The organism is Marinospirillum minutulum DSM 6287, assembly GCF_000422325.1.
Classification (GTDB): domain Bacteria; phylum Pseudomonadota; class Gammaproteobacteria; order Pseudomonadales; family Halomonadaceae; genus Marinospirillum; species Marinospirillum minutulum.
In genome coordinates this window covers 152321-177789 of the sequence record NZ_AULO01000011.1, presented here as the reverse complement: position 1 = coordinate 177789, position 25469 = coordinate 152321, and the positions used below count along the sequence as shown (strand labels likewise).

The 25469-nt window shown below is 41.7% G+C and carries 22 protein-coding genes and 1 riboswitch; of the genes, 9 read left to right on the top strand and 13 right to left on the bottom strand.

Annotated elements, in window-relative coordinates; translation table 11 throughout:
• Window positions 1-67 precede the first annotated feature (67 nt).
• The 4 genes from H571_RS0106130 to H571_RS0106115 all read right to left on the bottom strand — a co-directional run bounded on the left by H571_RS0106130 (window position 68) and on the right by H571_RS0106115 (window position 3523).
• Window positions 68-316, bottom strand: coding sequence for a heavy-metal-associated domain-containing protein (locus H571_RS0106130; protein WP_027848540.1), 249 nt, complete (start codon window positions 314-316; stop codon window positions 68-70).
• Between the two features lie 120 nt (window positions 317-436).
• The gene (gene ptuB / locus H571_RS0106125) at window positions 437-1102 is read right to left on the bottom strand and encodes a retron Ec78 anti-phage system effector HNH endonuclease PtuB (protein WP_027848539.1); all 666 of its coding nucleotides are present in this window, start codon (window positions 1100-1102) and stop codon (window positions 437-439) included.
• 8 nt (window positions 1103-1110) lie between these two features.
• A complete protein-coding gene (locus tag H571_RS0106120; protein WP_027848538.1) occupies window positions 1111-2598 on the bottom strand; it encodes an AAA family ATPase in 1488 nt (495 codons plus the stop codon).
• Window positions 2591-3523, bottom strand: a complete 933-nt coding sequence (locus H571_RS0106115) for a retron St85 family RNA-directed DNA polymerase (protein ID WP_027848537.1) — start codon at window positions 3521-3523, stop codon at window positions 2591-2593. Before H571_RS0106115 ends, H571_RS0106120 begins: the two co-directional genes overlap by 8 nt.
• 341 nt (window positions 3524-3864) lie before the next feature.
• On the opposite strand from H571_RS0106115, the gene H571_RS16000 reads away from it, so the two are divergent.
• The gene (locus H571_RS16000) at window positions 3865-4623 is read left to right on the top strand and encodes a type IIL restriction-modification enzyme MmeI (RefSeq protein ID WP_211219765.1); all 759 of its coding nucleotides are present in this window, start codon (window positions 3865-3867) and stop codon (window positions 4621-4623) included.
• Between the two features lie 43 nt (window positions 4624-4666).
• On the top strand, window positions 4667-7327 hold the full coding sequence (locus H571_RS14405) for a class I SAM-dependent DNA methyltransferase (RefSeq protein ID WP_211219764.1): 2661 nt from the start codon (window positions 4667-4669) through the stop codon (window positions 7325-7327).
• Window positions 7328-7342: 15 nt separating this feature from the next.
• On the opposite strand, the gene cobO is transcribed toward H571_RS14405, so the two are convergent.
• Entirely contained in the window at window positions 7343-7948 is a 606-nt protein-coding gene (gene cobO, locus H571_RS0106105; RefSeq protein ID WP_027848536.1) for a cob(I)yrinic acid a,c-diamide adenosyltransferase, read from the bottom strand.
• A gap of 59 nt (window positions 7949-8007) precedes the next feature.
• Entirely contained in the window at window positions 8008-9966 is a 1959-nt protein-coding gene (locus H571_RS0106100) for a TonB-dependent receptor (protein ID WP_036217783.1), read from the bottom strand.
• Window positions 9967-10037: 71 nt separating this feature from the next.
• Window positions 10038-10282, bottom strand: a riboswitch (cobalamin riboswitch).
• Here H571_RS0106100 and H571_RS0106095 point away from each other — a divergent pair.
• The 7 genes from H571_RS0106095 (at window position 10280) to H571_RS0106065 (ending at window position 15838) form a co-directional block, all read left to right on the top strand.
• Window positions 10280-11230: a cobalamin-binding protein gene (locus H571_RS0106095; protein ID WP_245562327.1), complete on the top strand. Its 951-nt coding sequence runs from the start codon at window positions 10280-10282 to the stop codon at window positions 11228-11230. (Overlaps the previous riboswitch by 3 nt.)
• Complete coding sequence (locus tag H571_RS0106090; protein ID WP_027848533.1) at window positions 11230-12204, top strand: FecCD family ABC transporter permease; 975 nt, start codon at window positions 11230-11232, stop codon at window positions 12202-12204. The genes H571_RS0106095 and H571_RS0106090 overlap by 1 nt, the downstream gene beginning before the upstream one ends.
• Window positions 12204-12974, top strand: a complete 771-nt coding sequence (locus H571_RS0106085) for an ABC transporter ATP-binding protein (protein ID WP_036217780.1) — start codon at window positions 12204-12206, stop codon at window positions 12972-12974. Before H571_RS0106090 ends, H571_RS0106085 begins: the two co-directional genes overlap by 1 nt.
• Before the next feature lie 3 nt (window positions 12975-12977).
• On the top strand, window positions 12978-14030 hold the full coding sequence (cobT, locus tag H571_RS0106080; protein ID WP_027848531.1) for a nicotinate-nucleotide--dimethylbenzimidazole phosphoribosyltransferase: 1053 nt from the start codon (window positions 12978-12980) through the stop codon (window positions 14028-14030).
• Window positions 14030-14836: an adenosylcobinamide-GDP ribazoletransferase gene (gene cobS / locus H571_RS0106075; protein ID WP_027848530.1), complete on the top strand. Its 807-nt coding sequence runs from the start codon at window positions 14030-14032 to the stop codon at window positions 14834-14836. Before cobT ends, cobS begins: the two co-directional genes overlap by 1 nt.
• Before the next feature lie 39 nt (window positions 14837-14875).
• A complete protein-coding gene (locus H571_RS0106070) occupies window positions 14876-15418 on the top strand; it encodes a histidine phosphatase family protein (RefSeq protein ID WP_027848529.1) in 543 nt (180 codons plus the stop codon).
• Window positions 15419-15430: 12 nt separating this feature from the next.
• Window positions 15431-15838, top strand: a complete 408-nt coding sequence (locus tag H571_RS0106065; RefSeq protein WP_027848528.1) for a response regulator transcription factor — start codon at window positions 15431-15433, stop codon at window positions 15836-15838.
• Window positions 15839-15851: 13 nt separating this feature from the next.
• On the opposite strand, the gene H571_RS0106060 is transcribed toward H571_RS0106065, so the two are convergent.
• From H571_RS0106060 to H571_RS0106025, 7 genes are all read right to left on the bottom strand, one after another.
• Window positions 15852-16460 (bottom strand): class I SAM-dependent methyltransferase, encoded by a 609-nt coding sequence (locus H571_RS0106060; RefSeq protein WP_027848527.1) that lies wholly within the window; start codon window positions 16458-16460, stop codon window positions 15852-15854.
• A gap of 8 nt (window positions 16461-16468) precedes the next feature.
• On the bottom strand, window positions 16469-18004 hold the full coding sequence (gene scpC, locus H571_RS0106055) for a succinyl-CoA:acetate CoA-transferase ScpC (protein ID WP_027848526.1): 1536 nt from the start codon (window positions 18002-18004) through the stop codon (window positions 16469-16471).
• A gap of 104 nt (window positions 18005-18108) precedes the next feature.
• Window positions 18109-19017, bottom strand: a complete 909-nt coding sequence (gene rluF / locus H571_RS14400; protein WP_084482703.1) for a 23S rRNA pseudouridine(2604) synthase RluF — start codon at window positions 19015-19017, stop codon at window positions 18109-18111.
• Window positions 19001-20356, bottom strand: coding sequence for an alanine/glycine:cation symporter family protein (locus H571_RS0106045; protein WP_027848525.1), 1356 nt, complete (start codon window positions 20354-20356; stop codon window positions 19001-19003). The genes rluF and H571_RS0106045 overlap by 17 nt, the downstream gene beginning before the upstream one ends.
• 78 nt (window positions 20357-20434) lie before the next feature.
• Window positions 20435-22087: a BCCT family transporter gene (locus H571_RS14395; RefSeq protein ID WP_036217776.1), complete on the bottom strand. Its 1653-nt coding sequence runs from the start codon at window positions 22085-22087 to the stop codon at window positions 20435-20437.
• 341 nt (window positions 22088-22428) lie between these two features.
• Complete coding sequence (ybaK, locus tag H571_RS0106035) at window positions 22429-22896, bottom strand: Cys-tRNA(Pro) deacylase (protein ID WP_027848524.1); 468 nt, start codon at window positions 22894-22896, stop codon at window positions 22429-22431.
• A gap of 293 nt (window positions 22897-23189) precedes the next feature.
• The gene (locus H571_RS0106025) at window positions 23190-25442 is read right to left on the bottom strand and encodes a Piwi domain-containing protein (RefSeq protein ID WP_051168181.1); all 2253 of its coding nucleotides are present in this window, start codon (window positions 25440-25442) and stop codon (window positions 23190-23192) included.
• Window positions 25443-25469: the final 27 nt, after the last annotated feature.

Genomic DNA, 25469 nt, shown 5'->3' with positions numbered 1-25469 from the left:
AGTTTAACTTGAATTAAATAGCCCTACTTAAAGCTAGGGCTATTTTTTTAAAGAATTTAGCTAGGTTTTAACTACCGCAACCACCACAACAATTACCATCTTCACCGTGAACAGCTAAATTGAAGCCGCTGGCTACTACGGCTTCTTTTAGCTTGTCTAAAGAAGTCACTGTTTCATCAAAGCTAACCGCAACATTTTGGTTAGCTAAAGATACCTTAGCACTCACCACACCAGCTAGCTCACTTAAGGCATTATTAATTGTTGTTACGCAGGTTTCACCTTGCATATTAGCAACTTTGATTGTACCGAGTTCCATAACATTACCCTCTTAAGTTAATCACCAGTAAACCAACACTATAAAGGTATCTTTAACTAAAACAAAACTTAAAATGGGTAGATGACTAACTCTAAAGAGGTAGACTTTAAGAAAGCCGACCTAATTAAACTCCCAAAGCTGTTTTAATGCTGTTCTATGTGCTTGGCTCTCAATTCTAGTTAATGCTTCCAAACGCTCATCTTCTAAAATCTTTTGCCACTCTTCTGAGCCATCGTTATCACTCATAGCTTCCCAAAACTTATCTGCAAGCTGCTTTTCATTTGCAATCGCCTGGTGGCGGCTATTAACTAATTTGCTTTGCTCATCTAAGTTGAAAACCTGAATGGTATTTAAAGCTTTTTTCTTATCTGAAACACCCAAGCCATGTTTTGGTCTTACTTTTCCATCACTCAAAAAAACTAGGTAGCCTTCAGGGTTGTCTACATCAGGTTTACAAACACTGTTTAGATCAATTTTTTTAGCTTCTAAGTTATTATCTTTAAAATCACCACAAGAATTAGGAGTAGAGCAAGAACCAAAAATATTGGGCCAGCTAAAAGTAAGTTTAGGATTACTTCTTCGAGGGAAAAAATGCTCTAGGTGCTTACTTCTACTATTATTTTTTAATTTACGTTCGCAATAAGCACAAAAACCTTGTTGCATTTTATTAATAGATTGCCAAATTTCATCTGTTTTTCTATTCTGGCTAATAACGCTCCATTTATCTTTTCCATGCTTGAATAAATTTAAACAATTGGGGGCATCGCCTCTAACTAAAAAACGCATAACTCACCCTATTTTAATTTTTCTACTTTACGCTTAAACTCAGCTACCCGAATATCTGCATCTAATTTTTTTATTACTGGGTGCTCTAATTTAAAATGATCAATTAAATTTTTGCGTAATTTCATACCTTCATCAGTATCATGAATATTTTGAACAATAAGTGCTGAGTAGTCAGAGACCCATTCAGCTTCTTCAATAGCTGGTGTAGCTATCACATCCATAATTTGCTCTAACACATCTGAACTTTTAACACCCTTAGTCTGATACTCAGGTATTGTTACAAAAGCTTCACCTTCTTCATTAAATGACAACATACGTATAGTTTTCTTATCAACAGTTGACAACACCTGAGGACTGTGTGTTGTAATAATAAACTGAATATTAGGAAAGGTATTTTTAAGCCCAGGAATTATTTGTTGCTGCCACTTAGGGTGTAGGTGAAGATCAATTTCATCAATAACTATAATACCAAAGCTATTTAAAGCATTCTCACTGTCTGGATTTAAAGTTGCTAAACGCAGAGCTATATCTCCTGCTAATGCAAGTAAAGTTTTTTGACCTTGTGATAACTGTGAAACACTCACTCGAACACCAAAAATATCTAAGGTGATTTCTGCTTTACCGGAGCTGCGTTCAACTTTTATATTTTTAACATCACTTACCAATGATTCGATAGCATAGTTAATTAAAGTTAGCAGTTTTAAATATTTTTTTGCTAGTGCTGCTTCAGCATTTTCAGATAAATTAACCAATACTAAATAACGCTCAAAAAAACCATCTAAATATGCACTTGCATCTAAACTATCTTTTAAAGCACTGAATCTTGCATTAAAATCAGCTCTTAACCTACTTTCAGAAATATTACATGAAAAATCAACCAAGGAACGCTCGACCGAATAAAAAGCAAATAAAGGCAAATAAAATTTTTTATCTTCTGCTAATAAACGGTAAATTTTTCCTACCTGGTCAGAGACACCTAAGTCTGAAGAAGCACTAGCTGAAATACCTTCTACAGGCCGAACCATGGAAATATTTATATCAGTATTTTCATTAAAACCAAACGAACCATTAATCTCAGCATAGCTCTTAGCTTGGTTATTAATATCACCCTCAACTATTCTTTTTCCATTTCCGCCAGCTTTTAAAATACGACTATTAAACCAAGTTAATAATCGTGCTAAACTTTCTACAATACTTGTTTTACCAGCACCATTTTCACCAACAATAACCGTAATACTTTTATTAAATTCAATATCGAGATTCTTAAACCGCCTAAAATCGTAAAGACTTAATGATTTAATAAAAAACCTTGCTTCAATAGTATTTTCACGAATTTTATTTAAGTAATCTGTAGCTAACGCTTCATTTTTTTCTGCCACGTACTTACCAGAAAGATAGCTCTCATAAAGCTCAAACATAGATAGTACATTACCTTTATTAGCATTTTTTATTAGGCCTTTTATGCCTCTATTATTTTCTTTGTTAGAATTATTCATTTTCTGCCTCAAAAATATGCGTAATTTTAGCTAACGAGTATTTCTTCTCTAAACTTAAGATAAAGGTTGGCTCAATATGTTTTGCAAAAGCTAACAATCCTTTTAAATGATTAATATCGTCTACTGTTAGCTTATTCAATAAAAGCTGGTGAACTAAATGCTTAATATAACGCTTTCTTTTTCTTCCCAAAGAAATGGCTTGATTGTTATTTAATGTTATACCAGTCACATGCCTATTATGTGCTTTTGAAGAGAACTTTGTTTTTTTTCTATTTACAATTATACTGCTGCCAAACTCAAAGCGTAACTGCTCAGCAACAAGGTTAGGAACTTTAAATAAAATATCTTTCTTATTAGTAGAAAAAGTTAAATCATCAGCATAGCGTGTGTAAGTTACATTCAACTTATTACAAGCTTTAAATAAATGTTCATCAAAGCTATACATAATAAAATTTGAGAGCAATGGCGAACTAGGTGCCCCTACACTTAAAATTAGCTTGCCTTGCAAAGACTTGCTCGGAGACCAAAACAATAACTTCTCTATTAACTCTTTATCTTTTGCTTCTGGTAGCTTTTTGTTTACGGCCCAAATCTTCCAAAACAGATTATTATTTATTGAATTAAAAAAGTTTTTTAAATCCATTTTTAATAAATATGAGTTAGCTTTATGGCTTAGTGCGTTGTCTTTTATACTTAAACCTAAGCAATATGCAGTTGCTACCTGGTGTACAGGAAAAGACTTAATCTGTAAAAATGCTCTTTGGTACTCTTTTAATTCTTTTGTAGGCTGAGCAATAACACGGTTACCGCTAGTGCGCTTAGGTATTGTATAAACTTTGTATTTTAAGGGCGCATTAGCCAAGTACTGAATTACTTCAGTTTCTGTTTTGTTTACCTTGGATGCTAGCACCCTAAGAAAGCTCATTACTAATATACCCCAAAAAAAAGCCCAAGAAGTAACTCTTGGGCTTTGCTCTTTACTAGAGGAAGCGGTGTTTCCGCAACCTTAATGAGGAACGAGTTAAGGTTGCGGAAACACCGCAAGCATAAACCCGTTCAATAAGTTAGAGTCTGGCTAAACACCCGACTAGACGAATTCGTCCTAGTTCTAAAGAGTGCAAGCAATATAGCCAATACACCCGTAGTTTTCAAGAAATACTCAATCACTAACTCAGCTTACCTGCACGCCATACACGCCTAAAGAAATAAACTGTATAATCTAGCTTAAAAGCATAACACCCAGTTCTTATTAAGGAGCAAAATAGCTTGGATGCCATCGCCACCCCTGCTGCTGTTGAAGATTTTCTTAAACGCTGGAAAGGTAATACCGGCAGTGAAAAATCTAATTTCCAGTCATTTATTGGCGACCTTTGTACGCTTTTAGAACTACCCCAACCCGACCCAGGTGAAGGCGATAATAATAAAAATGCCTATATTTTTGAACGCTTTATCGCTCCCCAACGAGCTGACTCCACCACTGAAAAGCGCTTTATCGACCTCTACAAACGCAATCACTTTGTATTAGAAGGCAAACAAACCAATAAAGAACTCGCTTCAAAAACCCATCAAAACGCCATTAATGCCGCTGTCGCCCAAGCAGAGCGCTATGTTCGTGGCTTACCAGCCAATGAAATAGAAGAAGGTCGCCCACCTTTTATTATTGTGGTTGATGTTGGCAATGCCATTTACACCTATTCTGAATTTACCCGAACAGGTGGTAACTACGTCGCTTTTCCCGACCCACGCCACCACGAAATTCGCCTTGATGACTTACATAAACCAGAAACACAGCATCGCCTACGTGCACTCTGGCTAGACCCACTTAGCCTAGACCCAAGCAAGCACGCCGCTAAAGTAACCCGTCAGGTAAGTGCCAAACTAGCAGAGCTTGGCAAATCTTTAGAAGCTAGCGGTTATGGCGTAGAACGCGTTGCTAGTTTCTTAAAGCGCTGCTTATTCACCATGTTTGCCGAAGATGTTGACCTACTGCCTAAAGAATCCTTCTACAGCCTATTAGTCGCGTAATCCAGAAGCCTTCACTCATGCTGTAAAAGGCCTATGGGAAACCATGAATACGGGTGGCTACAGTGAACGCTTAATGATTAATGTTAAGTGCTTTAATGGTGGGCTGTTTAAAGGCATAGACCCCATAGCGCTGGACGTTAACCAAATTCAACTACTTATAGATGCCGCAAGTGCCGACTGGCGTTATGTTGAACCGGCTATATTTGGTACTTTACTAGAAAGGGCATTAGACCCAAGAGAACGCCATAAATTAGGCGCTCACTACACGCCCCGCGCCTATGTCGAACGCTTAGTAATGCCAACCCTAATTAACCCCTTGCGTGAACGCTGGGGCGATATTCGTGCCGCTGCTGAAACCCTGTTGCGCCAAGGCAAACAAGATAAAGCCCTAGAAGAAGTTCAAGCCTTTCATTTTAAGCTTTGCCAAACCCGAGTATTAGACCCAGCCTGCGGTAGCGCCAACTTTCTTTATGTTGCGTTAGAACACATGAAACGTTTAGAGGGTGAAGTGCTTGCCTTTATTGCTGAATTAAGTGGCGGACAAAGCGCCCTAGATGCCGAAGGCTTAACTGTTAGCCCCCACCAGTTTTTAGGTTTAGAAATTAACCCCCGAGCCGCACAAATTGCCGAGCTAGTGCTTTGGATAGGTTATTTGCAATGGCACTACCGTTTAAATGGCAACCTAAACATTCCTGAACCCATTCTTAAAGACTTTAAAAACATTGAATGCCGTGATGCGCTAATTGAATATGACAGCCGTGAACCCAAGCTAGATGCCCAAGGCAAAGTTGTCACTATTTGGGATGGTATAAGCATGAAAGTTAGCCCAACCACGGGTAACTTAATACCCGATGAAACTGGGCAAGCCACGGTTTATCAATACAAAAACCCACGCCAAACCGACTGGCCAAAAGCCGATTATATAATTGGTAATCCGCCTTTTATTGGTGCTTCCACCATGCGCCGGTCGCTAGGTGATGGTTATGTCGATGCTGTTCGAAAAGTGTATAAAAAAGTAGTACCTGAATCTGCCGACTTTGTAATGTTTTGGTGGCATATTGCCGCTGAAAAAGTACGTTTAGGTGAAGCTTTTAGGTTTGGCTTTATTACTACCAATAGTATTAAACAGACCTTTAATCGCCGTGTTATAGAAACGCACCTTAGCAATGCAAAAAAACCGCTGTCTATTTTATATGCAGTACCCGATCACCCTTGGGTAGATGGTAACGATGGTGCCGCAGTAAGAATTGCGATGACTGTAGGTGTTGCAGGTAATTATGCAGGTCAGCTTAATCTTCTAGTTAAAGAATCTTCAACTGAAGAAAAAGAAGCGCGTGATGTACAACTTACGCAGCGAACTGGTAAAACCTATTCAGACCTAACGATTGGTGCTGATGTTTCTAGTGCTTTAGCCTTAAAAGCAAATTTTGATATAAGTAATCGCGGTGTATCATTGTTTGGAAGTGGGTTTATTATTACTAAGCAAGAAGCAAACAACCTAGGACTAGGCATTAAACCTAAAATAGAAAAACATATAAGAGACTATAGAAATGGGCGAGACTTATTACAATCATCACGCAATGTAATGGTTATCGACTTATATGGTTTAGACTTAGATAAAGTAAGGAGTGAATTCCCAGACTTGTATCAGTGGGTTCTAGAAAGAGTCAAACCAGAAAGAGATAATAATAAAAGAGCTAGCCGCAGAAATAATTGGTGGTTATTTGGTGAAACAAACCCTAAATTAAGGAGTCAGCTGGGCGATTTACCACGCTATATAACTACAGTTGAAACAGCTAAGCACCGTATCTTTCAGTTCTTAGATTCATCAATCCTTCCTGATAATAAGCTTATCAATATTGCACTAGCTAAAGCTTATTATTTAGGATTTTTATCTAGTCGTATTCATACCTTATGGGCTTTAGCTAACGGCAGCTCACTTGGCGCAACACCTGTTTACCCTAAAACGCAATGCTTTGAAACCTTCCCCTTTCCTACAACGTCACCAGAACTTTCAGAAAAAATTTCAGAGCTAGCAGAAAGTATCGACAAACACCGTAAGCGCCAGCAAGCCGAATACCCTAATCTAACCATGACGGATATGTATAACGTCTTAGAAAAGCTTAGATTAGGCGAAGAACTAACAGCTAAAGAAAAAACCACCCATCAACAAGGCTTAATTGCTTTATTGGCTGAATACCACGATGAGCTGGATACCGCAGTTTTTGAAGCTTATGGCTGGACAGATTTAGTTGAAAAACTAGTCGGTAAACCTGGTGCAACAACGCCCTACCCCGACAAACCTACAGAGCAAGCTGAAGCAGAAGAAGAGCTGTTAATGCGCTTGGTAGCACTCAATAAACAACGTGCTGAAGAAGAAGCCAAGGGTGTTGTTCGCTGGTTACGCCCAGACTACCAAGCACCTGATGACGCTCAAGAGCAAACTGACCTTGCACTTGAAACGGTTGCAACCAGCAAACCAAAAATAGTTGCAGCCAAAGACAAAGCCACCTTCCCCAAAACCGTGCCAGAACAGTTAAAAGTGCTTAGAGAAACCTTAGCAGAAAGCTCTTATACTCTAGAAAGTTTAGCCGACATCTTTAAACGCAAACCCGTAAAAAGCATTGAAGAAGGCTTACAGTCCTTAGTCGCTGTAGGCTTAGCAGAATACGAAACAACCACCCAAACTTGGCATTTGGTTTAATAAAGCCAAAGTTTTTTAAAGCTCCACTCCCTTCTGCGCTATTACCCCAGCGTGGAAGGCGTGTTTAATTTCTTTATGTTCTGAAACTGTATCGGCAGCGGCGATTAATTCGTCTCTTGCACCACGGCCAGTAATGACTACATGCTGCATGGCTGGGCGATTAGCTAGGGCATCTAATATGTCTTGCATGGCAATGTAGTTATATTTTAAGGCGATATTCAGCTCATCTAACACCACTAAATCAACCTTCTCATCTTCTAAAAAAGCCTTAGCCTGCGCCCAACCTTTAGCAGCGGTGGCTATATCTTTTTCTAAATCTTGCGTATCCCAAGTGTAGCCTTGACCCATTACATGGTAGCTAACTTCGGGGAAACGGCGAAAAAAAGCTTCTTCTCCCGTACTAAAACTGCCTTTAATAAATTGCACTATGCCCACTTGCATACCATGACCTAGCGCACGGGCCGCCATACCAAAGCCTGCGGTACTTTTACCTTTACCATTGCCGGTATGCACCACCACTACACCGCGTTCTGTGGTGGCTTGAGCAATTTTACTATCGACTACTTCCTTGTGGCGTTCCATACGCTTTTTATGGCGCTCGGGTTTGTTTGAATCGGTCATACTCACCTCTGTTAAAAAGCCCTTAACTACTGAGTAATTAAGGGCTTATTTATTTAAGCTTAGAAGTCTAAACGCGCACCTAACTGCCAAGTACGAGTGAAATTAACTGGGTAGATAGCATCATCTTTAACCCAGATACCATTAGCTTTGTCAAAAACATTGTCTACTTGAGCAAACAAAGTAACTTGCTCTAGCTTATGACTATAACCTAGGTTGGTTAGGTTATAAGCTTTTTGCTTCTGACTGAAATTATTAGCAAAGTCTTCTGCAGCATAAGCCTTGCTACGCCAAACTTGCGTTAACATCACAGTAGACTTGTCAGTAATCGCATAGTCTAGGCTTAAAGAAATGTTGTGTTCTGAAACACCTGGTAGGTCTTTACCGTTATAAGCACCAGCAGCTTCATTTTCTTTATCAATTATAGCCTTTAACCAAGTATAGTTAACTGAACCGCTTAATTGACTGGTGAGCTTAAACTTGTCTTGAACTTCAACACCATACTTATAAGATTTATCAATATTAGTATTTTTATCGGCAAAACTTACATTATAGTAATAAATCTCATTTTCTAGCTGGGTGTAAAAAGCAGTAGCTTTTAACTTATTATTTTCTTGCACATGATTAACACCAAGATTAATTGTTTTAGTTTCTGCTGGCTCTATAAAGTCGTTAAAACCACCACCAAATTTAAAGAACCTATCTATATCTGGTGCCTGAAAGGCTTGATTTAAGTTGATAAAACCACTAACTGCTTTACTAAATTGCTGATTAAAACCAACATCCCAAGCGGTTAACTTATGATCATCTTTTAATTGAGTTCCTGTGGTGGGCTTGTATTCATAGGTCACTTTTTCATGGCGCACACCTACACTAACAAGGCTAGAGCCAAACTTATATTGGCTTTGTAAAAAAGCACCTAAATTATCTTTGGTGGTTTCACTACCAAAGGCATCACGCTCACCATCAAAAGCTTGGGCACCAGCAATTAAACTAAAACCATTAGCTGTGTATTTTAATGATAAATCGGTGGAGTTATACTCATAATCTGCACCTTTTGACCCTTTATACTGAGACATTTTATCTTCTCTAGCATGGTCTACAGCTAGTGTTAGAGTGTCTGTTAAATTAACACTTGCACCTAAAGACAGTACATCAGACTCTAAACGCTGTAAGGTAAAAGCATCATCTTCACCGCCCCAAGATGGGTAAGTCATTTGTTCTGGCTTAGCATTAAATTCAGCTTTAGTCATAGGGCTACCATAAGCCGTATCAATTCTAGTTACTGCAGCACCAACTCTTAACTCAAGTATTTCTGTTGGAAAAACCTGTAAGTCGGCCTTTAAATTGTTAGCAGTACTAGCATCTTTTTGACCTTTAGAATTTGCATCACGAAAACCATCATAGCTAGCGTTATCGGCACTTAAATTAAGAGCGTACTTATCTTTAACTACACCTAGGTTAACGCTGCTCGCTAGCTTTCCTTGACTACCAGCAAATACTGATGCGCTACCACCACTGCGTTTACGGGTAACTATATTTAAAGTACCAGCAGTTGCACCATCACCTTGCGCCACTGAACCACTACCCTTAATAATTTCAATTCGTTCAATATTGATTAACGGAATACTGGTTAAAAGCTGTGGTTGCATATCAATATTATTCATACGACGACCATCAATCGTTACAATAATATTTTGATAGCCATCACCTACACCAAAGCCACGCATATCAATTTTTTGAGCAAAAGGATTACCAGAACCAGGCGTAACCATCATAGAGGTATGGCGACCTAGAAAATCATAAATATTGGTTGAGCCTGTTTTCTGTATTTGATCCCAAGTATAAATTTCTGTTGCGTAGGGTGCTTCAGTATCTAGCAGATCAATACGGTTGGCAGTTACTACCACTGGCTCTAGGTTGTTAGCTTTTGTCTCTGCCAAAACTTGGCTGATAGGGCTAAGTACAAATAATCCAAGCGCGGCTGTGCCTAGCCACTTAGAAGAAGTGTGTTTTTTCATGATATTTTCCTGCACGCCGCCCGCATGCATTGGGCTTAGTAATGCTACTCAGTAGCTACTAAGTAATAATTAATTTGGTTTTCTTCTAGGCCGGTCTCCGGGCTTAACTGTGGTCTAATGCACTTTCCTGATTAGACAACCCCTTCTGCCTTCCCATGCGTTAGCACAGTGACTTATATGAAGGTGTTTTGCTTCTTGCTGAAGCAGCACATGAATTACCGTTGCGGGGGCAGCGTCAGACTTACTAGGCTTTACCAAGCTTTAGTGCACTGACTTCCCAAGTACCTCGAAGGTCGCAAAGAATACACGTATAATGCGCGTTTTTCCAATGCGCCAACTTAATAAAGGCTTTTTTATGCATCAATCAAGGTTTTGGGTGGTATTGCCGTTATTAGCTCTACAGCTAGCCCTTGCAGCTAGTGCTTTGGCTGCACCTTTAAAAACTGCTGCTGTAGAAATTACTGATGATACCGGACAGGTTTTACAGCTAGCCAAAACCGCTCAGCGCATGATTAGCCTTTCACCACACATTACTGAAAACCTCTTTGCAATCGGTGCTGGCAATTTAATTGTTGGTGCGGTGGAATACAGCGACTACCCAGAAGCAGCCAAGCAAATTCCATTAATTGGTGGCTATAATCAGTTGGATATTGAAGGCCTAGTAGCGCTAGAACCGGATTTAATTATTGCTTGGCACAGTGGCAATCCCGTTGCTCAGTTAGAACGCTTAGCCGGTTTAGGTATTCCTATTTATTACACAGAACCCCGCAGCTTTGCCGCTGTTAGTCATGAACTACGCCAATTAGGTCGTTTAACGGGCAAAGAAGCCCAAGCAGAAGCAGCAGCCTTGGCTTTTGAAGAAGGTGCGGAACAGCTTAAAGCTGAATATGCCCAGCAGCGTCCGGTTAGGGTGTTTTATCAAGTTTGGGAACAGCCTTTAATGACTTTAAACGGTGAGCATTTAATTAGTGAAGGGCTTAGCTTGTGTGGTGGCGTGAATATTTTTGCTGACTTAAACCAGCTAGTGCCGGTGATTAGCCGTGAAGTGGTCTTAGCCCAAAACCCAGAAGTGATTATGGGCGGTGGCATGGGTGAAGCTACACCGGCTTGGTTAGAAAGCTGGAAGAAGTACAGATCCTTGCAAGCTGTTCAAGAAAAGAAACTGTATTTTATTCCCCCTTCCCTAGTACAGCGCCCAACACCGCGTTTTTTACAAGGTACAAAAATCATCTGCGATAAATTACAAGCGGCTAGAAACTTCTAATGGTTTTAAATTTACTGCCACGTTTAATGCTTTTAGCTTGCATTGCCCTTTTGGTGATGCTCTTGGGCTTGTTGCTGGGTAGCGTTAATTTGCCGCTGGAATCTATAACTGCAGTTTTAACAGGGCAAGGGTCGCCTTTACACAAAACCTTAATTTTAGACCTACGCTTGCCACGCGTTTTAGCGGCTTTTGCAACGGGCGGTTTATTAGCCATAGCTGGCGCTTTAATGCAGGTGTTATTGCGTAATCCTTTAGCAGACCCTTATGTATTAGGTTTATCCGGCGGTGCGGCAGTTGCGGCTTTGTTAGCTATGCTGGCTGGCGTGGGTGTGTTTTGGGTGTCTAGTGCAGCGTTTGGCGGTGCTTTATTTTCTACCTTTTTGGTCTTTGGTTTGGCTTATGGCAGTGGGCAGGCTTCGGCTACTCGCTTGTTGTTAACTGGCGTGGTGGTGGCTTCGGGCTGGGGCGCTTTAATTAGCTTTTTACTAGCCACCAGCCAAGCGCATCAACTCCCAGGCATGCTTTATTGGCTCATGGGTGATTTATCCCACGCCCCTAGCCCGGTGATTCCTTGGTTGGTGTTAGTGGTAGTTTTGTTGCTACTGATTCCTTTAGGGCGAACCTTAAATGTGCTGGCCAGAGGTGCGTTGCAAGCGGCAGCTTTGGGTGTGTCAGTTAAAAAAGTGGAATTAATGATTTTTGGCTTGGCGGCTTTGTTAACTGCCATAGCGGTGACTGTGGCAGGTAGCATAGGTTTTGTGGGTTTAATTGTGCCGCATTTAATGCGTATGGTGTTTGGTTACGACCAACGTATTTTATTGCCTGCCAGCGCTTTAGCTGGTGGTAGCCTGCTGGTGCTAGCCGATACCTTGGCACGCATTGTAATAGCACCCCAGCAACTCCCCGTTGGGGTAATTACCGCCCTGTTAGGTGTGCCGGTATTTTTGTTGCTGCTTTACAGGAACAACCGCTGATGATGCAAACAGACGATTTAATCATGCACATTCCTAGCCGCCCTAAGATGGATGCCTTGAACTGGCAAATAGAAGCGGGGCAAAGCTGGGGCATTTTAGGCCCCAATGGTGCAGGAAAAACCACTTTATTATTAACTTTGGCCGGTTTAAAAGCCCCTCGCAGTGGTCAAGTTTTATTAGCTAAGCAGCCAATTACCAGCTATACAATGCAGCAACGTGCACAACAACTAGGCTTAGTTTTTCAACAGCAGCAAGATGATTTTCCTGCCACGGTATTAGCCACAGCTTTAATGGGTCGGCATCCTTATTTAAGAAGCTGGCAAACCGAAAGCCAAGCCGATATTGATTTAGCTAAACAAGCCTTAGCGCAAATGGAATTAACTGAATTAGAAAACCGTAGCATTCAAACCTTATCCGGCGGTGAAAGGCAGCGTTTAGCCTTGGCTGTGTTGCTTACCCAAAACCCTGCTTTACTGCTGCTTGATGAACCCACCAACCATTTAGACCTGCATCACCAAATGGCGGTGTTAGAAATTATTCACCAACAAGTACAAGCCGGTAAAAGTGCGGTGATGGCCTTGCATGATATTAACCTTGCCGCTCGGTTTTGTAGCCATATTTTGTTGCTCTACCCAGATGGGCAAGCCTGTTGGGGCGAAAAAACTATTATGCTGCAACTGCCCGCCTTAGAAAAACTCTATCGCCAGCGTTTAATCACTACTCAGATAGCAGGCCAAACGCTATTTTTTCCCTATTCATCTATTGGATAAGCCATGTTTACTGCACGTCACCGCCTTGAATTACCCAGCCTACCTACACTGGCTAACCCTAAATTGGAAGCTGAACTAAAAGAACGTATTGACCAAAAAACTAAGCCGCCCGGTTCTTTAGGCCGATTAGAAAGCTTAGCGATACAGCTAGGGTTAATTTTAAATTCCACCAACCCACAAATTGTAGACCCACAAATACGTGTGTTTGCTGCCGACCATGGTTTAACCGATGAAGGCGTTTCAGCCTTTCCTAAAGCCGTTACCCAACAAATGGTGTTGAATTTTTTAGCCGGTGGTGCGGCAATTAATGTGTTTGCTCGCCAGCATGGTATTAGCTTAAAAGTAGTGGATGCCGGTGTAGATGGCGATTTTACAGCCCACCCAGATTTAATTGCCTTAAAAGTAATGCGTGGTACTCGCAACAGCCTACAAACGGCTGCCATGAATGCTGATGAATGCATTCAAGCGGTAGTTTGTGGCATGGGTTTGGTAAGAGAAGCCCCTGGCAACCTGCTCATTGTGGGTGAAATGGGTATAGGCAACACTTCTGCCGCTAGCCTGTTATTAAGCAAACTGGGCGGTGTACCTATCGAAACCTGTGTTGGCCCTGGCACAGGATTACAAGATAACGGTATAAAACATAAAACACAGGTATTGGCTCAGGTTTTACACAAGCACCGCAACCTTAAAAATCCCCTTGAAGTATTAGCTGCCATGGGTGGTTTAGAAATCGCCATGATGGTCGGCGCACTACTGCAAGCTGCTAGCCAGCGACGTATTTTATTGATTGATGGTTTTATTGCCTCCAGCGCTTTGCTAGTGGCAGAAAAATTACAACCTGGCGTAAAAGACTTTGCAGTTTTCAGCCACCATTCAGCAGAGCCTGGGCATAGTCAATTATTGAAACTACTCGAAGCCACACCCCTGTTAGATTTACAAATGTGTTTAGGTGAAGGCACGGGTGCAGTAGTTGCCTTCCCCTTATTAAAATCGGCACTGGGCTTTTTAAATGAAATGGCCAGTTTTTCTACTGCTGGTGTGAGTAATAAAGCCTAATGCCTAGCCTAGTTCAACGCTTAGTTCATGAAGCAAAATTATTCAGCGTGGCAGTGCAGTTTTTAACCCGCTTACCTATGCCAACACTTAACAATTATCAGCCCCTTTGGTTACAGCAAAGTGCGCGGTATTTTCCGTTAACGGGTTTGTTGCTAGGTAGCTTAACCGCTTTGGTATTTGCGGCTTTATTCTGGCTTATTAACCCTTGGGTAGCAGCAATTGGTAGCACGGCTTTTAGTATTCGCTTAACTGGTGCTTTTCACGAAGATGGCCTAGCCGATAGCTGCGATGGTTTAGGTGGCAGCTTCACCCGTGAAGGCGCGTTAACTATAATGAAAGACTCCCGCCTTGGTACTTACGGCACTTTGGGTTTGGTGATGGCTTTAGCGTTAAAAGTTTCACTTCTAGCCAGTTTAAGCCTACCTTTAGCGGTGGTAGCTTTGGTGTTAGCCCAGGGTTTTTCACGCTTTTTTAGCATTCTACTATTAAGCTTTTTGCCCTATGCCGGTGATGTGGAACATGCCAAAGCTAAACCTATGGCACAAAGCCTAGATAAGCGCCAAGCGGCTTTTGCACTGCTTACCCTGTTACCAAGCTTTTTATTGCCTTGGTTATTACTAAACAGCTTTCCTACAGCCAGCTTGCTTTTGGCCTTGCTACTTATGCTGCTTGCTACCAGCTATATGGCTAGGTTACTTAACAGGCGCTTAGGCGGCTATACCGGCGATGGTTTGGGGGCGACCCAACAGTTAACTGAGCTAGCTGCTTACCTAGCTTTTGCAATTTTAGCTGGTGGTCAGTTTTAATTTTAACAAACAGCTAGAGGAATAAGGAAAGAAATAACTATGAGCGTTATTATTTGGCGGCACCCTAAACCCCTTAATGCAGCTGGCATTTGTTTAGGCCATACCGATTTAGCTGTAGACCCTAGGCGTACCAGAAACTTAGCGTATAAAGTGCAACAAGAAGCCAAACGATTAGAGTTAGCGCCTGTGCTGCACGTTAGCCCTTTGCAGCGTTCAAGAGGCGTGGGGGAATTTTTAGCCAAACAAGGCTGGCAGGTAAAAATAGACCCTTTGTTAATTGAGTTTAATTTTGGCACTTGGGATGGTTTACCTTGGGAACAAATTGACCGCCATGAAATGGATAGTTGGTGCAATAATTTTGCTGATTATGCCCCAGGTGGTGGGGAAAATTTAAAACAGCTGTTTAATCGTGTAGAAAGCTGGTTAAGCCGCACAACCACTGAAACACGCTTGGTTGTTGGTCATGCAGGCTGGATAAATGCAGCACGAATGTTAGCCGCTAAAAAACCCTTGCCTAGCGCACCAGAGCATTGGTCTTCAAGCGTTAATTATGGTAAAAAGAGCATCTTAAATCTTGCTTAGCTGGCTGAAAAAATGCCAATCGAGGAACCTATGTCTGAAGCGCCTGCATTACGTTTTTTAGTTGTTGATGACGAGCCTTTAATTCGTGAAATGCTTAACGACATCCTTGTTGATTTAGAATACGAAGTGGTTGGTCAAGCTAACTCAGGTAGTTCAGCAATTGAACTGGCTAACCAACTAAAGCCAGACGTCATTTGTCTTGATATCAACATGCCAGAAGTAAGTGGCCTAGATGCCTTAGCCAGCATAAAAACCAGTAATAAAAATATTATTGTTATTATGGTAACTGCCAATAGCGACACCAGCACCGTACAGCAAGCTATACGCACAGGTGCCGATGGCTATATTTTAAAACCCTTTAATGGTCAGCAAATAGTAAAGGCTGTAAATAAAGCTATAGCTAAACGCTCTAAAAGTTAGTTTATTCTAACAATTAACTGCGCCGCGCCAGCATCACAAACAAGGGGTATTCACGACCATTACGGTGCTGTAGCTGCATAATTTCAGCAAAGCTTACTTCTACAAAACCTATAGCTTCGGCTGTTGCTCTTAGTTCTTCTATATCAAAGCCATGGTGTTTCACGCCCTTGGCTTCGTTGTCACCATGAAAGCTACCATCTTCTGCGTATAAATCGACTAGCGCTAGTTGACCATCATTATTTAAATGCTGGTAGAACTGCTTTAATAACGCTTCGGTTGATTCAACATGGTGCAGCGCCATGCAGCTGACAACACCATCGTAATCACAAGGTAAGCCAGAAAAAACATTTTGGTTTAGCGTTTGAATATTAGCGACACCCTTCTCGGCTAACACTTCCAACATTTTTTCTGATGTATCTAAAGCCGTTACCTGCTCCACCCTTGCCGCAAGCGGCACACTCAATAATCCAGTGCCAGAACCAAAATCTAGCCAGTGCTGGCGGTCATTTAACACCAACTGAGGCAACAATAAATTTGCCACTTCTGCTAGCTGCACCGACATACGGCGTGTATCCCAGTTTTTAGCTGAATTATCGAAAGGGTTATTGGGTGAAGCTGACATAAAAACTCCTAGTCTGACTGTTTAGGTTTCATCTGGCCGGTTTCTTCATAACGCTGGTGCCAGCTTAGGGCTTCGCCTAAAAGGTGGGGTGTGTGCAAGCCACCACCATTGGCGCAGGCGCGTTCAAAGTAATCTAACAATTCGTCACGATAGTCTGGGTGGGCGCAGTTGTTGATGATTTCTAGTGCGCGTTTGCGGGGCGATAAACCACGTAAGTCGGCTAAACCTTGTTCAGTAACTATAATTTTCACATCGTGTTCTGTGTGGTCTACGTGTGAAACCATAGGAACGATGGATGAAATAGCACCGTCTTTAGCAATTGAAGGTGTCATAAAAATGGATAGGTAGCCATTGCGTGCAAAGTCGCCTGAACCCCCTATGCCATTCATCATGCGCGTACCCATAATGTGGGTTGAATTCACATTGCCGTAAATGTCCACTTCAATTAAACCGTTCATGGCAATAATGCCCATACGACGTGCTAACTCTGGGTGGTTGCTAAGGTCTTGCTGACGTAGAATAATTTTTTCGCGGTAAAGGTCTATATTGTCGTCGAATTCTTTTAACCCTTCAGGGCTTAATGAAAAAGCTGTTGCCGAAGCCACATCTAAAGTGCCAGACTTAAGCATTTTTAACATGCCGTCTTGAATTACTTCGGTAAAAGCGGTTAGGTTTTTAAAAGGGCCTGCATTTAAGCCTTCTAATACTGCATTAGCAATATTACCCACGCCTGACTGCAAGGGTAGTAGGTTCTTGGGTAAACGCCCTATTTCAATTTCTTTTTGAAAAAACGCTAGAATATGTTCAGCAATTTTAGTTGAGTCGGCATCAGGAGCTTTAAAAGCTGAATTGCGGTCGGTTGAGTTGGTTTCAACTACGGCAATAACCTTTTCTGCAGGGCAACGCAGGTAAGCTTCGCCAATACGGTCAGCCGGATGAGTCATCATAATGGGCTTGCGGTTAGGCGGCATGGCTGTGCCGTAATAAATATCGTGCATACCTTCTAGCTTAGCGTTTTGTTTAGAGTTCACCTCTAAAATTACCTTGTCTGCCTGCTCTATCCAGGTTTTATTATTACCCAAGGATGAAGACGGAATTAAACTGCCATCTTCTCGAATGCCTGCCACTTCTATTAGAGCAATGTTCATCTTGCCTAAAAAGCCAGACCAGGCATATTGAGAAACTTCAGACAGGTGTAGATCAACGTAATCCATCTTGCCGGTGTTAATACGTTCACGGCAGATGGGGTCACTTTGAAAAGGCAGGCGCATTTCTATGCCATCAACTTCGGCTAGCGTGCCATCTAGCTCAGGTGCTGTGGAAGCGCCTGTCCAAACATTAATACGAAAAGGTTTGTTACCTTCTTGTGCATTGTGCTTACGAATACGTTCAGCCAAGGCACCTGGAACGGCTTTAGGGTAGCCTGCACCAGTAAATCCACTCATACCCACATTAGCGCCAGCTGGTATTAGTTCAGCCGCTTCTTCTGCCGTCATTACTTTTTTTCGCAGCATTGGGCAGTGAATTCTTGTTGCATCAGACATTGTTCAATCTCGCTTAAGGATTTTAATAACCTTGCACTAGCGATCTTGTTATTATTGTTTCATGGCAAGCCAAAGGGCTGGATTATACCAGCAATTTCATAAAACTAGGGTCGTTTAATACTTTTGCCACCTGAGCCTTTTTTCTTCCCTACTAGCTTTTTACCTGAACGCTTGCTAGCCACGGGTTTAGCACCTTTAGAAGATTTGTTTTTTGCCCTTGGCGGTTTATCTACCTTATTTGCACTGGCTGGTTTAAAACGCTTTTTCTTCTGAGGCTCGGCATCAACGGTGGAGCTAGACTCTGCCAACATAGCGGTAATAATAGCCAGTTCTTTTTGATTCAATAACCGCCACTGCCCCACTTTTAAACTACCTAGACTAATATTCATAATACGTACCCGTTTAAGGCGGGTGACGTTATAGCCTAAATACTCTGTCATACGACGAATTTGGCGGTTTAAGCCTTGGTGCAAAATAATGTTAAAACTGGTGGGGGAAAGTTGCCGCACCTTACAGGGCTTGGTAACTGTACCCAAAATAGGAATACCCGATGACATACGGCGCACAAATTCTGCATCAAAGGGTTTATCAACTGAAACGATATATTCCTTATCGTGCGCATTGCCAGCACGCAAAATTTTATTAACGATATCGCCATCATTGGTTAGCAGAATTAAACCCTCGGACGGTTTATCTAACCGCCCTATAGGAAAAATACGCCCTTTTCTGTAATTGACTGCACTAACAATGTTTTCTGGTACTTCTGGGTCGGTCGTACAAGTAATACCCACTGGTTTGTTGTACACCAAGTACACAGGCGCAGGCTTAGCTTTTAAAGGTTTGCCACCCACGGCAATAAAGTCTGCATCGGTTACCCGCAAACCCATATCGGCCACCTTGCCGTTCACCTTTACTCGTCCTTCTTCAATTAAGCGATCGGCTTCCCTGCGCGAGCATATTCCTGTTTCACTGATGTATTTATTAAGGCGTGTACCACTAACTTCTTGAATCATTAAAATAATCTCGGGTCAACTTAAACACCACTGGGCTAAGTAGCGCTAAAGCAACTAGGTTGGGAATCGCCATCATAGCATTTAGGGTATCTGCTAAAAGCCAAATAAAATCTAAACTCACCATGGCGCCCATAGGAATAGCAAGCACCCATAAAACACGGTAAGGCTTAATGGCTTTAATGCCGAACAAAAACTCTGCACAGCGTTCACCGTAAAAAGACCAACCCAAAATTGTGGTAAAAGCAAAAATTGCTAAAGCAAAAGGTACAATGTATTCACCAACAACCGGTAAACTGGCACTAAAAGCCGCACTGGTTAAAGCTGCACCTGATTCACCACTTGTCCAAACGCCAGTTGTTACTATAACTAGGCCAGTAATAGTACAAATAACCAGCGTATCTATAAAAGTACCCAGCATGGCAATTAAACCTTGGCGCACTGGGTCTTTGGTTTGTGCTGCTGCATGAGCAATAGGTGCAGAACCCAAGCCTGCCTCGTTAGAAAAAATACCCCTAGCCACACCAAAACGTATAGCTGCCCACACCATAGCACCAGCAAAACCACCCTGAGCCGCAAGGGGTGTAAAAGCATATTCAACAATCATAGAAAAAGCGGCAGGAATAGCACCAGCATTAAGCACTAAAACAATTAGGCCAGCCGTTAGGTAAGAAACTGCCATAAAAGGAACAAGTGCAGCTGCAACTCGGCCAATTCTGCGAATACCGCCAATTAACACTAGGCCAACCAATAGCATAATAATAAAGCCAGTTACCCAGGTTGGAATTTGAAAGTTAGCATGCAGTACATCTGCCATAGAGTTGGCTTGAACCGTATTACCTATACCAAAGGCAGCCACACCACCAAAAATGGCAAAGGTTGTACCTAGCCAAGCCCACTTAGACCCTAAGCCGTTTTTAATGTAATACATAGGGCCGCCCACATGGTTGCCTCTTGCATCCACTTCACGAAATTTTACTGCTAACACAGCTTCTGAATACTTGGTAGCCATACCAACCAAGGCTGTCATCCACATCCAAAATAAAGCACCTGGTCCACCTAAGAAAATTGCCGTTGCAACACCTGCAATATTACCCGTACCTACGGTGGCAGAAAGCGCCGTCATTAATGCTTGAAAAGGAGGAATTTCACCTGAGTTTTCTTCACCTTGCTTAGCCTTAGTGCTAGCCAGCATTAGGCGAAAACCTGTGCCAATTTTTAAAATGGGCATTAGCTTTAATCCAATGGATAAAAACAAACCCACGCCTAGAATAAGCACCAGCATTAAAGGACCCCATACAACACCATTAATTGCTGTAACTAGGTTATTTAGTATTTCCATTGCTCGCTCTCGCTTTCTTATTATTGATTGATTACAACATCTAAGTAGAAAGTAACCTGTTCAACAGAGTTTTTCACCCTATTTTGTTGATTCACTAGTAATTTCTGCTTCTTCAGTGTGTTCAGTTGCTAATTCTTCTGCAACCACCCAAGGCTCTGCCAGGGGAGCCACCCTTTCACCCGAGCGAGGTGAAAAGCGTTCGCTACGAAGCTCTCTAAGCAAGCCAATAATCATACCTATCACTACCACAGAAAAAGGCAAGGCAGCCGCTATAACCATTGCCTGCAAGGTTTCTAAACCACCAGCCAAAAGTAAAACAGCCGTTAGTAACGCTAAGAAGATACCCCACAAAATACGATGAATAACAGGAGGATCAGCATCACCACCTGATAGCAAAGTATTAATAACCAAAGTACCGGCATTAGCAGAAGTGATTAAATAAGTGCCTAACAAGATTATTAGTAATCCTGAAACAATAGATGTAGCCATGTCTGGCAACTGCATACCAGCAATGGTAGCAAACAAGGCCGTGGCTATGTCTTTATCGACCGCTTCAACAACACCACCACCGGTAAATAATTCTTGATAAAGGGCTGTGCCACCAAACAAACCTATCCAAACAATAGTAATACCCGTAGGTACTAATAGCACCCCTGCAACGTATTCACGAAAAGTGCGACCGCGTGAAATTTGCGCAATAAATATACCTACAAAAGGTGACCAGGCTAACCACCAGCCCCAGAAAAACACTGTCCACTCTGCCTGCCAAGCACTGCCGTGGGTTACATTGGTATGAAAAGTCATGCGTAATAGGTTTTGAATGTAATCACCTGTCGCTTCAATGGTGATACCTATAAGGTACTGGGTAGGCCCTAAAAGCAAAATAAATAACACAGCCGCAATACTCATCCAGAAGTTCATTTCTGAAAGCAGCCTTACTCCGCGTGACAAACCCGAAGCCACGGATAAAGTGGCTATAAACATAATTACGCTAATAATCGTTAATTGCAGCCCGGTTGAATCTGCAAAGCCAAACACTTCTTTTAAACCCGCATTAAGCTGCTGAACACCCAAACCTAAGGTGGTGGCAATACCAAAGACCGTGCCAAAGACTGCTAATAAATCAACAAAATCACCTAAGCGCCCTCTTACCCTTTCACCAAAAAGGGGGTAGAGCACCGAGCGAATGGTTAAGGGTAAATTATGACGATATGAAAAATAGGCTAAAGCTAAACCCACAAAAGAAAAGATAGCCCAGCCATTTATGCCCCAGTGAAAAAATGACAGGCGCATAGCTATCACTGCTGCATCGGCATCACTGGCTGCTAAATCTAAAAAAGGGTTGTTTTGAAACTGCATAATGGGCTGGGCAACGGACCAGAAAAGAATACCGACACCCGTACCTGCAGCAAACAACATGGTGACCCAAGAAAAGAAGGTGAACTCTGGGCGTTCATGCTCCATACCCAAGCGCACGTTCTTATAGCGCCCTACACCTAGCCAAATCATAAAAAAAAGTAAGAAGGCAACGAGTAAAACGTAATACCATTCTAAAAAAGGTGTTAACCAATCCCTTAAAGCCGCTACCCAATAGGCACTTTCTTCAGCATAAAACACGCCTAAAAATACCGTACCCAGCACCATGAAAATGGACACTAGGGTCATAAAAGGGTTCATGCCTTTAAATAAGCCCTTTTGCGCCTGGTCGTAGAGGTAAACCTGCCCTTTCATATTTCACTTCCATAATCTTTTATTATCAATAACTTGGCATTCTTACAAAGAAAGTAATGCAAAGCTAGTGATGCCCCTAAACCCAGTGCTCTTAGCTAGACGCTTTGCCAAGGGTCAGCTAAAGTTGCAAACCTTATGAATTATTAATTACTTAGCTATTGCAAGGAGCTAGCTGAATGAACAAGCAGTTGGTTAAATTTAAGGATTAGTAACCATAAAAAAAGCCACTGAAATTTACTAACAGTGGCTTTTGTGGCTAGTGAGCTTTACAGCGGAATAAACTCTTTGTCATCGCCAGGAATAGTGGGAAAGCGGCCATTTTTCCAATCATCTTTAGGGAGTTACTGACAAATTTCAGCAAGCTTTGCATTTGTTAGTTGCGCTAAATCATCAGGACTCAGTTCTATTTCTAGCCCTCTACGGCCAGCACTAACGTAAATCGTAGAATATTTTTTTGCAGATGAATGAATAATGGTTTTAAGTCGCTTTTTTTGACCCAGTGGACTTACCCCACCTAGAACATAGCCTGTCGAACGCTCAACATCGGATTTGTCTGCCATTGCTGCCTTCTTTGCACCAGCAACCTTGGCGATAAGCTTCATACTTAGCTTAAATGAAACAGGGATTACGCCTACGGCTAATTCCTTGTTGTCCAGAGTTACTACCAAGGTCTTGAAAACCCTTTCTTCTGGTACGCCCATTTTCTCGGCAGCCTCAAGCCCATAGGATTCACTTGAATCATCATGAGTGTACTCATGTATCTTATGAGAAACTTTACTCTTCTTGGTTATATTGATTGCTGGTGTCATTTATATCTCGTATTTATTAATGCCAGTAACAAATTTTACCGCGCTTCATAGCTAAGGTGATGTTTTTACCTAGTGTTTGTAATATTCAAGGGCCCAGTCAAAGGCTCAGTCAAAGGCCCAGTATGAGGGCTGTCGTTAATATTTCTTATCAGTACTTTGTTCTTTTTCATGCTTTAATTTGGACTCAATATGCCCTGAACCTAGCTTTAAGTGCTTAGCACCAGAAACTGGGTTGTTTAAATAAAGCATTTCAGAAGTAAAAGTAAAGCCACCTTTTAGCTAGAAACACCTATTTACAAATAAACTGGGCAGGTTCTGTCCATGTGCGACAAGGCTTCCAGAGAACAAGACTGGCGTAAGGTCGCAAAACGGTCGGCATGGTGGGTAGTAACAGGTAATCGTGGATGCCGATAAAGTGAAGCACCATGAATACGGGTAAGCAGTAGCACTTGCTTAGCTAAATTATCTAACGTCTCATCGCCATAACGCTTACGCAAACGCAAGGGACGTACACTCACCTTTTCTCCCCAAGCCCCCAGTTCTTGACCACTATAAGTCGCTATAATTAATTCATCGAGCCCTAAGTAACGATAAACATCACCCACTTCTGGGTTCCTGTACTGCATCTTTCCTGCTTGTTGGTACTTACGAAACAAAATAGGCGCACCACTTTTAATGACTTCCAACACACTGATATTAATACCATATTGACGCTCTATGGCTTGCACAATATCCAAGCTTTCAAAAAACCGACCATCACGATGAACGACTAGCTTACGAGGCAAAGCACCTTCGTGGTTGCGTGCATACTCCTGAATACTTTTACTTAACAGGTTTTTTAAAGCTTCATCTTCTAGCCGCTCACCCTTTTGTAGATCAGCCAATTGCCAACCTAACTGAGCACCGTTACGAGTAAATAAAAATGCAGACCCTGGTGCTTTTTGAGTTACACCACCCATATCTAAACCAATAAACAAATCAACATCACCTGGCATTTCTTCTAGTCCACAAATCAGCCCACCACCTTTACTAAACACACCAGCTGCCAAATTATTGTAATAGCTGGGTTGATAAGTTTTAGGTTGATGATCTGTCAGCATAAACTGGCAGGCTAACTTATGACGAAAAGCCACATCACGAACTTCAGCTTTATTAACTGTTTTATCAATGGCAATCACTAACAAGGTATTTTTTTGTGGTTTTTTGCTCAGCCGTGCATCTAGCTCCATTGCATCTTTTAGTGGTTGAACTGATGTCACCCCTCGCCATTCTGGTAACGGCTCTCCACTAAGGCGCTGGCAAGCTGCTTGTAGTTTTATAAAATGATTGCTTAAGTTAGCTGGACTGGCTTGAGTGCCAACCGCCAAACAAACAACTTGGCTAAGTGTCATACCTTGAAATGCTTTTAAACGCAGTACATCTTTTTCAGAACTGCCAGGTCGTCCTTGATAAAAACTTAACTTAAAGTTAGGGCAAATATTTTCAACAGCTTGCTCTAAAGGTTTAGCCTGTATCACTTGAGCAGCAAAGCTAGGCAGCATTAAGCCTTTAACCATTTCTCCAGAAGTTCTTAAGCGTTCCATAACGGGCCATTTTAAGCCTTGAGCAATTCGATTAAGCAAAGGGCTATCAATTTTCTGCAAGGTTTCAAAATCAAACATAGGTTCTAGTAATGCTGCTAGGTGCTCATATTTATGTTTAGGTCCATAACCCACACTTACCACCTGGCTAGCACTTACACTCACTTGTTGCTCTGGAGAGAAGTTGTTTTTTGAGGCATGGTATTTATATAGACTTAACTCGGTTCCAGGTACTAATGATTCAGCAGTTTTATCTGCGACTAAGCCATAAAAATCTGCTACAGCAGGTGCTTGACCTTGGTTTGAATAGCGATGACGCACGCGTTTAATATTTGGAAGCCAACCTTTACGATTTTTAATAACCCAATCTAAAGTAATGCCATTACGAGCACATATTTTATGACCTAGTGATAAGCCTAAAATTACCTGACCATTAGGCAGTAATTCTGGAATTAGACGCAGAGTTTTAAATAAATCTAAGTAATCAGAATTAACTCGAATACGCTCTGATGGCTGTGTTTCTTCTATTTCTGCCCAACCAGCCCTATGCCGAATAGCCTTAAAAGGTTTTCCACCTTGTCTACCTCTATCAACTGATAAACGATAAACAGCCGAGTAAAGGTCTTGGTTCAACAAACGTTCAATAGCAGCACGCTCATTTTCTTTCTCTGCATTCAAGGCAAGCTGCCCATCCTGTTTTAACGTAAAATTCAAGCCAAAAGCTTGAATAGTTAGGAGTTTTAATGGCTGTAAGGAAATAATTGAAAAGCTACTTATATCTGTTACTGGTTGCCAACCATTTTTTGAAGCGGTAAGCCTTGCCACTTTTCGTGTTAGTTGTACGCTTGAATCTTTTTCATCAACAGCTGATTCAATAACTACTTGGTAACGGTAAACAGTGACCTGGTTTAGATTTTTATTCAGCCCCATTGCCGACAGACCAATTTGCATTTGTGAGTAAGCCATTCCAGAATATCCCTTTAAACTAACGTT

Coding starts and splice junctions, on each gene's coding strand:
- H571_RS0106130 (WP_027848540.1), bottom strand. CDS start 316: ATGGAACTCGGTACAATCAAAGTTGCTAATATGCAAGGTGAAACCTGC.
- ptuB (WP_027848539.1), bottom strand. CDS start 1,102: ATGCGTTTTTTAGTTAGAGGCGATGCCCCCAATTGTTTAAATTTATTC.
- H571_RS0106120 (WP_027848538.1), bottom strand. CDS start 2,598: ATGAATAATTCTAACAAAGAAAATAATAGAGGCATAAAAGGCCTAATA.
- H571_RS0106115 (WP_027848537.1), bottom strand. CDS start 3,523: ATGAGCTTTCTTAGGGTGCTAGCATCCAAGGTAAACAAAACAGAAACT.
- H571_RS14405 (WP_211219764.1), top strand. CDS start 4,667: ATGAATACGGGTGGCTACAGTGAACGCTTAATGATTAATGTTAAGTGC.
- cobO (WP_027848536.1), bottom strand. CDS start 7,948: ATGACCGATTCAAACAAACCCGAGCGCCATAAAAAGCGTATGGAACGC.
- H571_RS0106100 (WP_036217783.1), bottom strand. CDS start 9,966: ATGAAAAAACACACTTCTTCTAAGTGGCTAGGCACAGCCGCGCTTGGA.
- H571_RS0106095 (WP_245562327.1), top strand. CDS start 10,280: ATGCGCGTTTTTCCAATGCGCCAACTTAATAAAGGCTTTTTTATGCAT.
- H571_RS0106090 (WP_027848533.1), top strand. CDS start 11,230: ATGGTTTTAAATTTACTGCCACGTTTAATGCTTTTAGCTTGCATTGCC.
- H571_RS0106085 (WP_036217780.1), top strand. CDS start 12,204: ATGATGCAAACAGACGATTTAATCATGCACATTCCTAGCCGCCCTAAG.
- cobT (WP_027848531.1), top strand. CDS start 12,978: ATGTTTACTGCACGTCACCGCCTTGAATTACCCAGCCTACCTACACTG.
- cobS (WP_027848530.1), top strand. CDS start 14,030: ATGCCTAGCCTAGTTCAACGCTTAGTTCATGAAGCAAAATTATTCAGC.
- H571_RS0106070 (WP_027848529.1), top strand. CDS start 14,876: ATGAGCGTTATTATTTGGCGGCACCCTAAACCCCTTAATGCAGCTGGC.
- H571_RS0106065 (WP_027848528.1), top strand. CDS start 15,431: ATGCCAATCGAGGAACCTATGTCTGAAGCGCCTGCATTACGTTTTTTA.
- H571_RS0106060 (WP_027848527.1), bottom strand. CDS start 16,460: ATGTCAGCTTCACCCAATAACCCTTTCGATAATTCAGCTAAAAACTGG.
- scpC (WP_027848526.1), bottom strand. CDS start 18,004: ATGTCTGATGCAACAAGAATTCACTGCCCAATGCTGCGAAAAAAAGTA.
- rluF (WP_084482703.1), bottom strand. CDS start 19,017: ATGATTCAAGAAGTTAGTGGTACACGCCTTAATAAATACATCAGTGAA.
- H571_RS0106045 (WP_027848525.1), bottom strand. CDS start 20,356: ATGGAAATACTAAATAACCTAGTTACAGCAATTAATGGTGTTGTATGG.
- H571_RS14395 (WP_036217776.1), bottom strand. CDS start 22,087: ATGAAAGGGCAGGTTTACCTCTACGACCAGGCGCAAAAGGGCTTATTT.
- ybaK (WP_027848524.1), bottom strand. CDS start 22,896: ATGACACCAGCAATCAATATAACCAAGAAGAGTAAAGTTTCTCATAAG.
- H571_RS0106025 (WP_051168181.1), bottom strand. CDS start 25,442: ATGGCTTACTCACAAATGCAAATTGGTCTGTCGGCAATGGGGCTGAAT.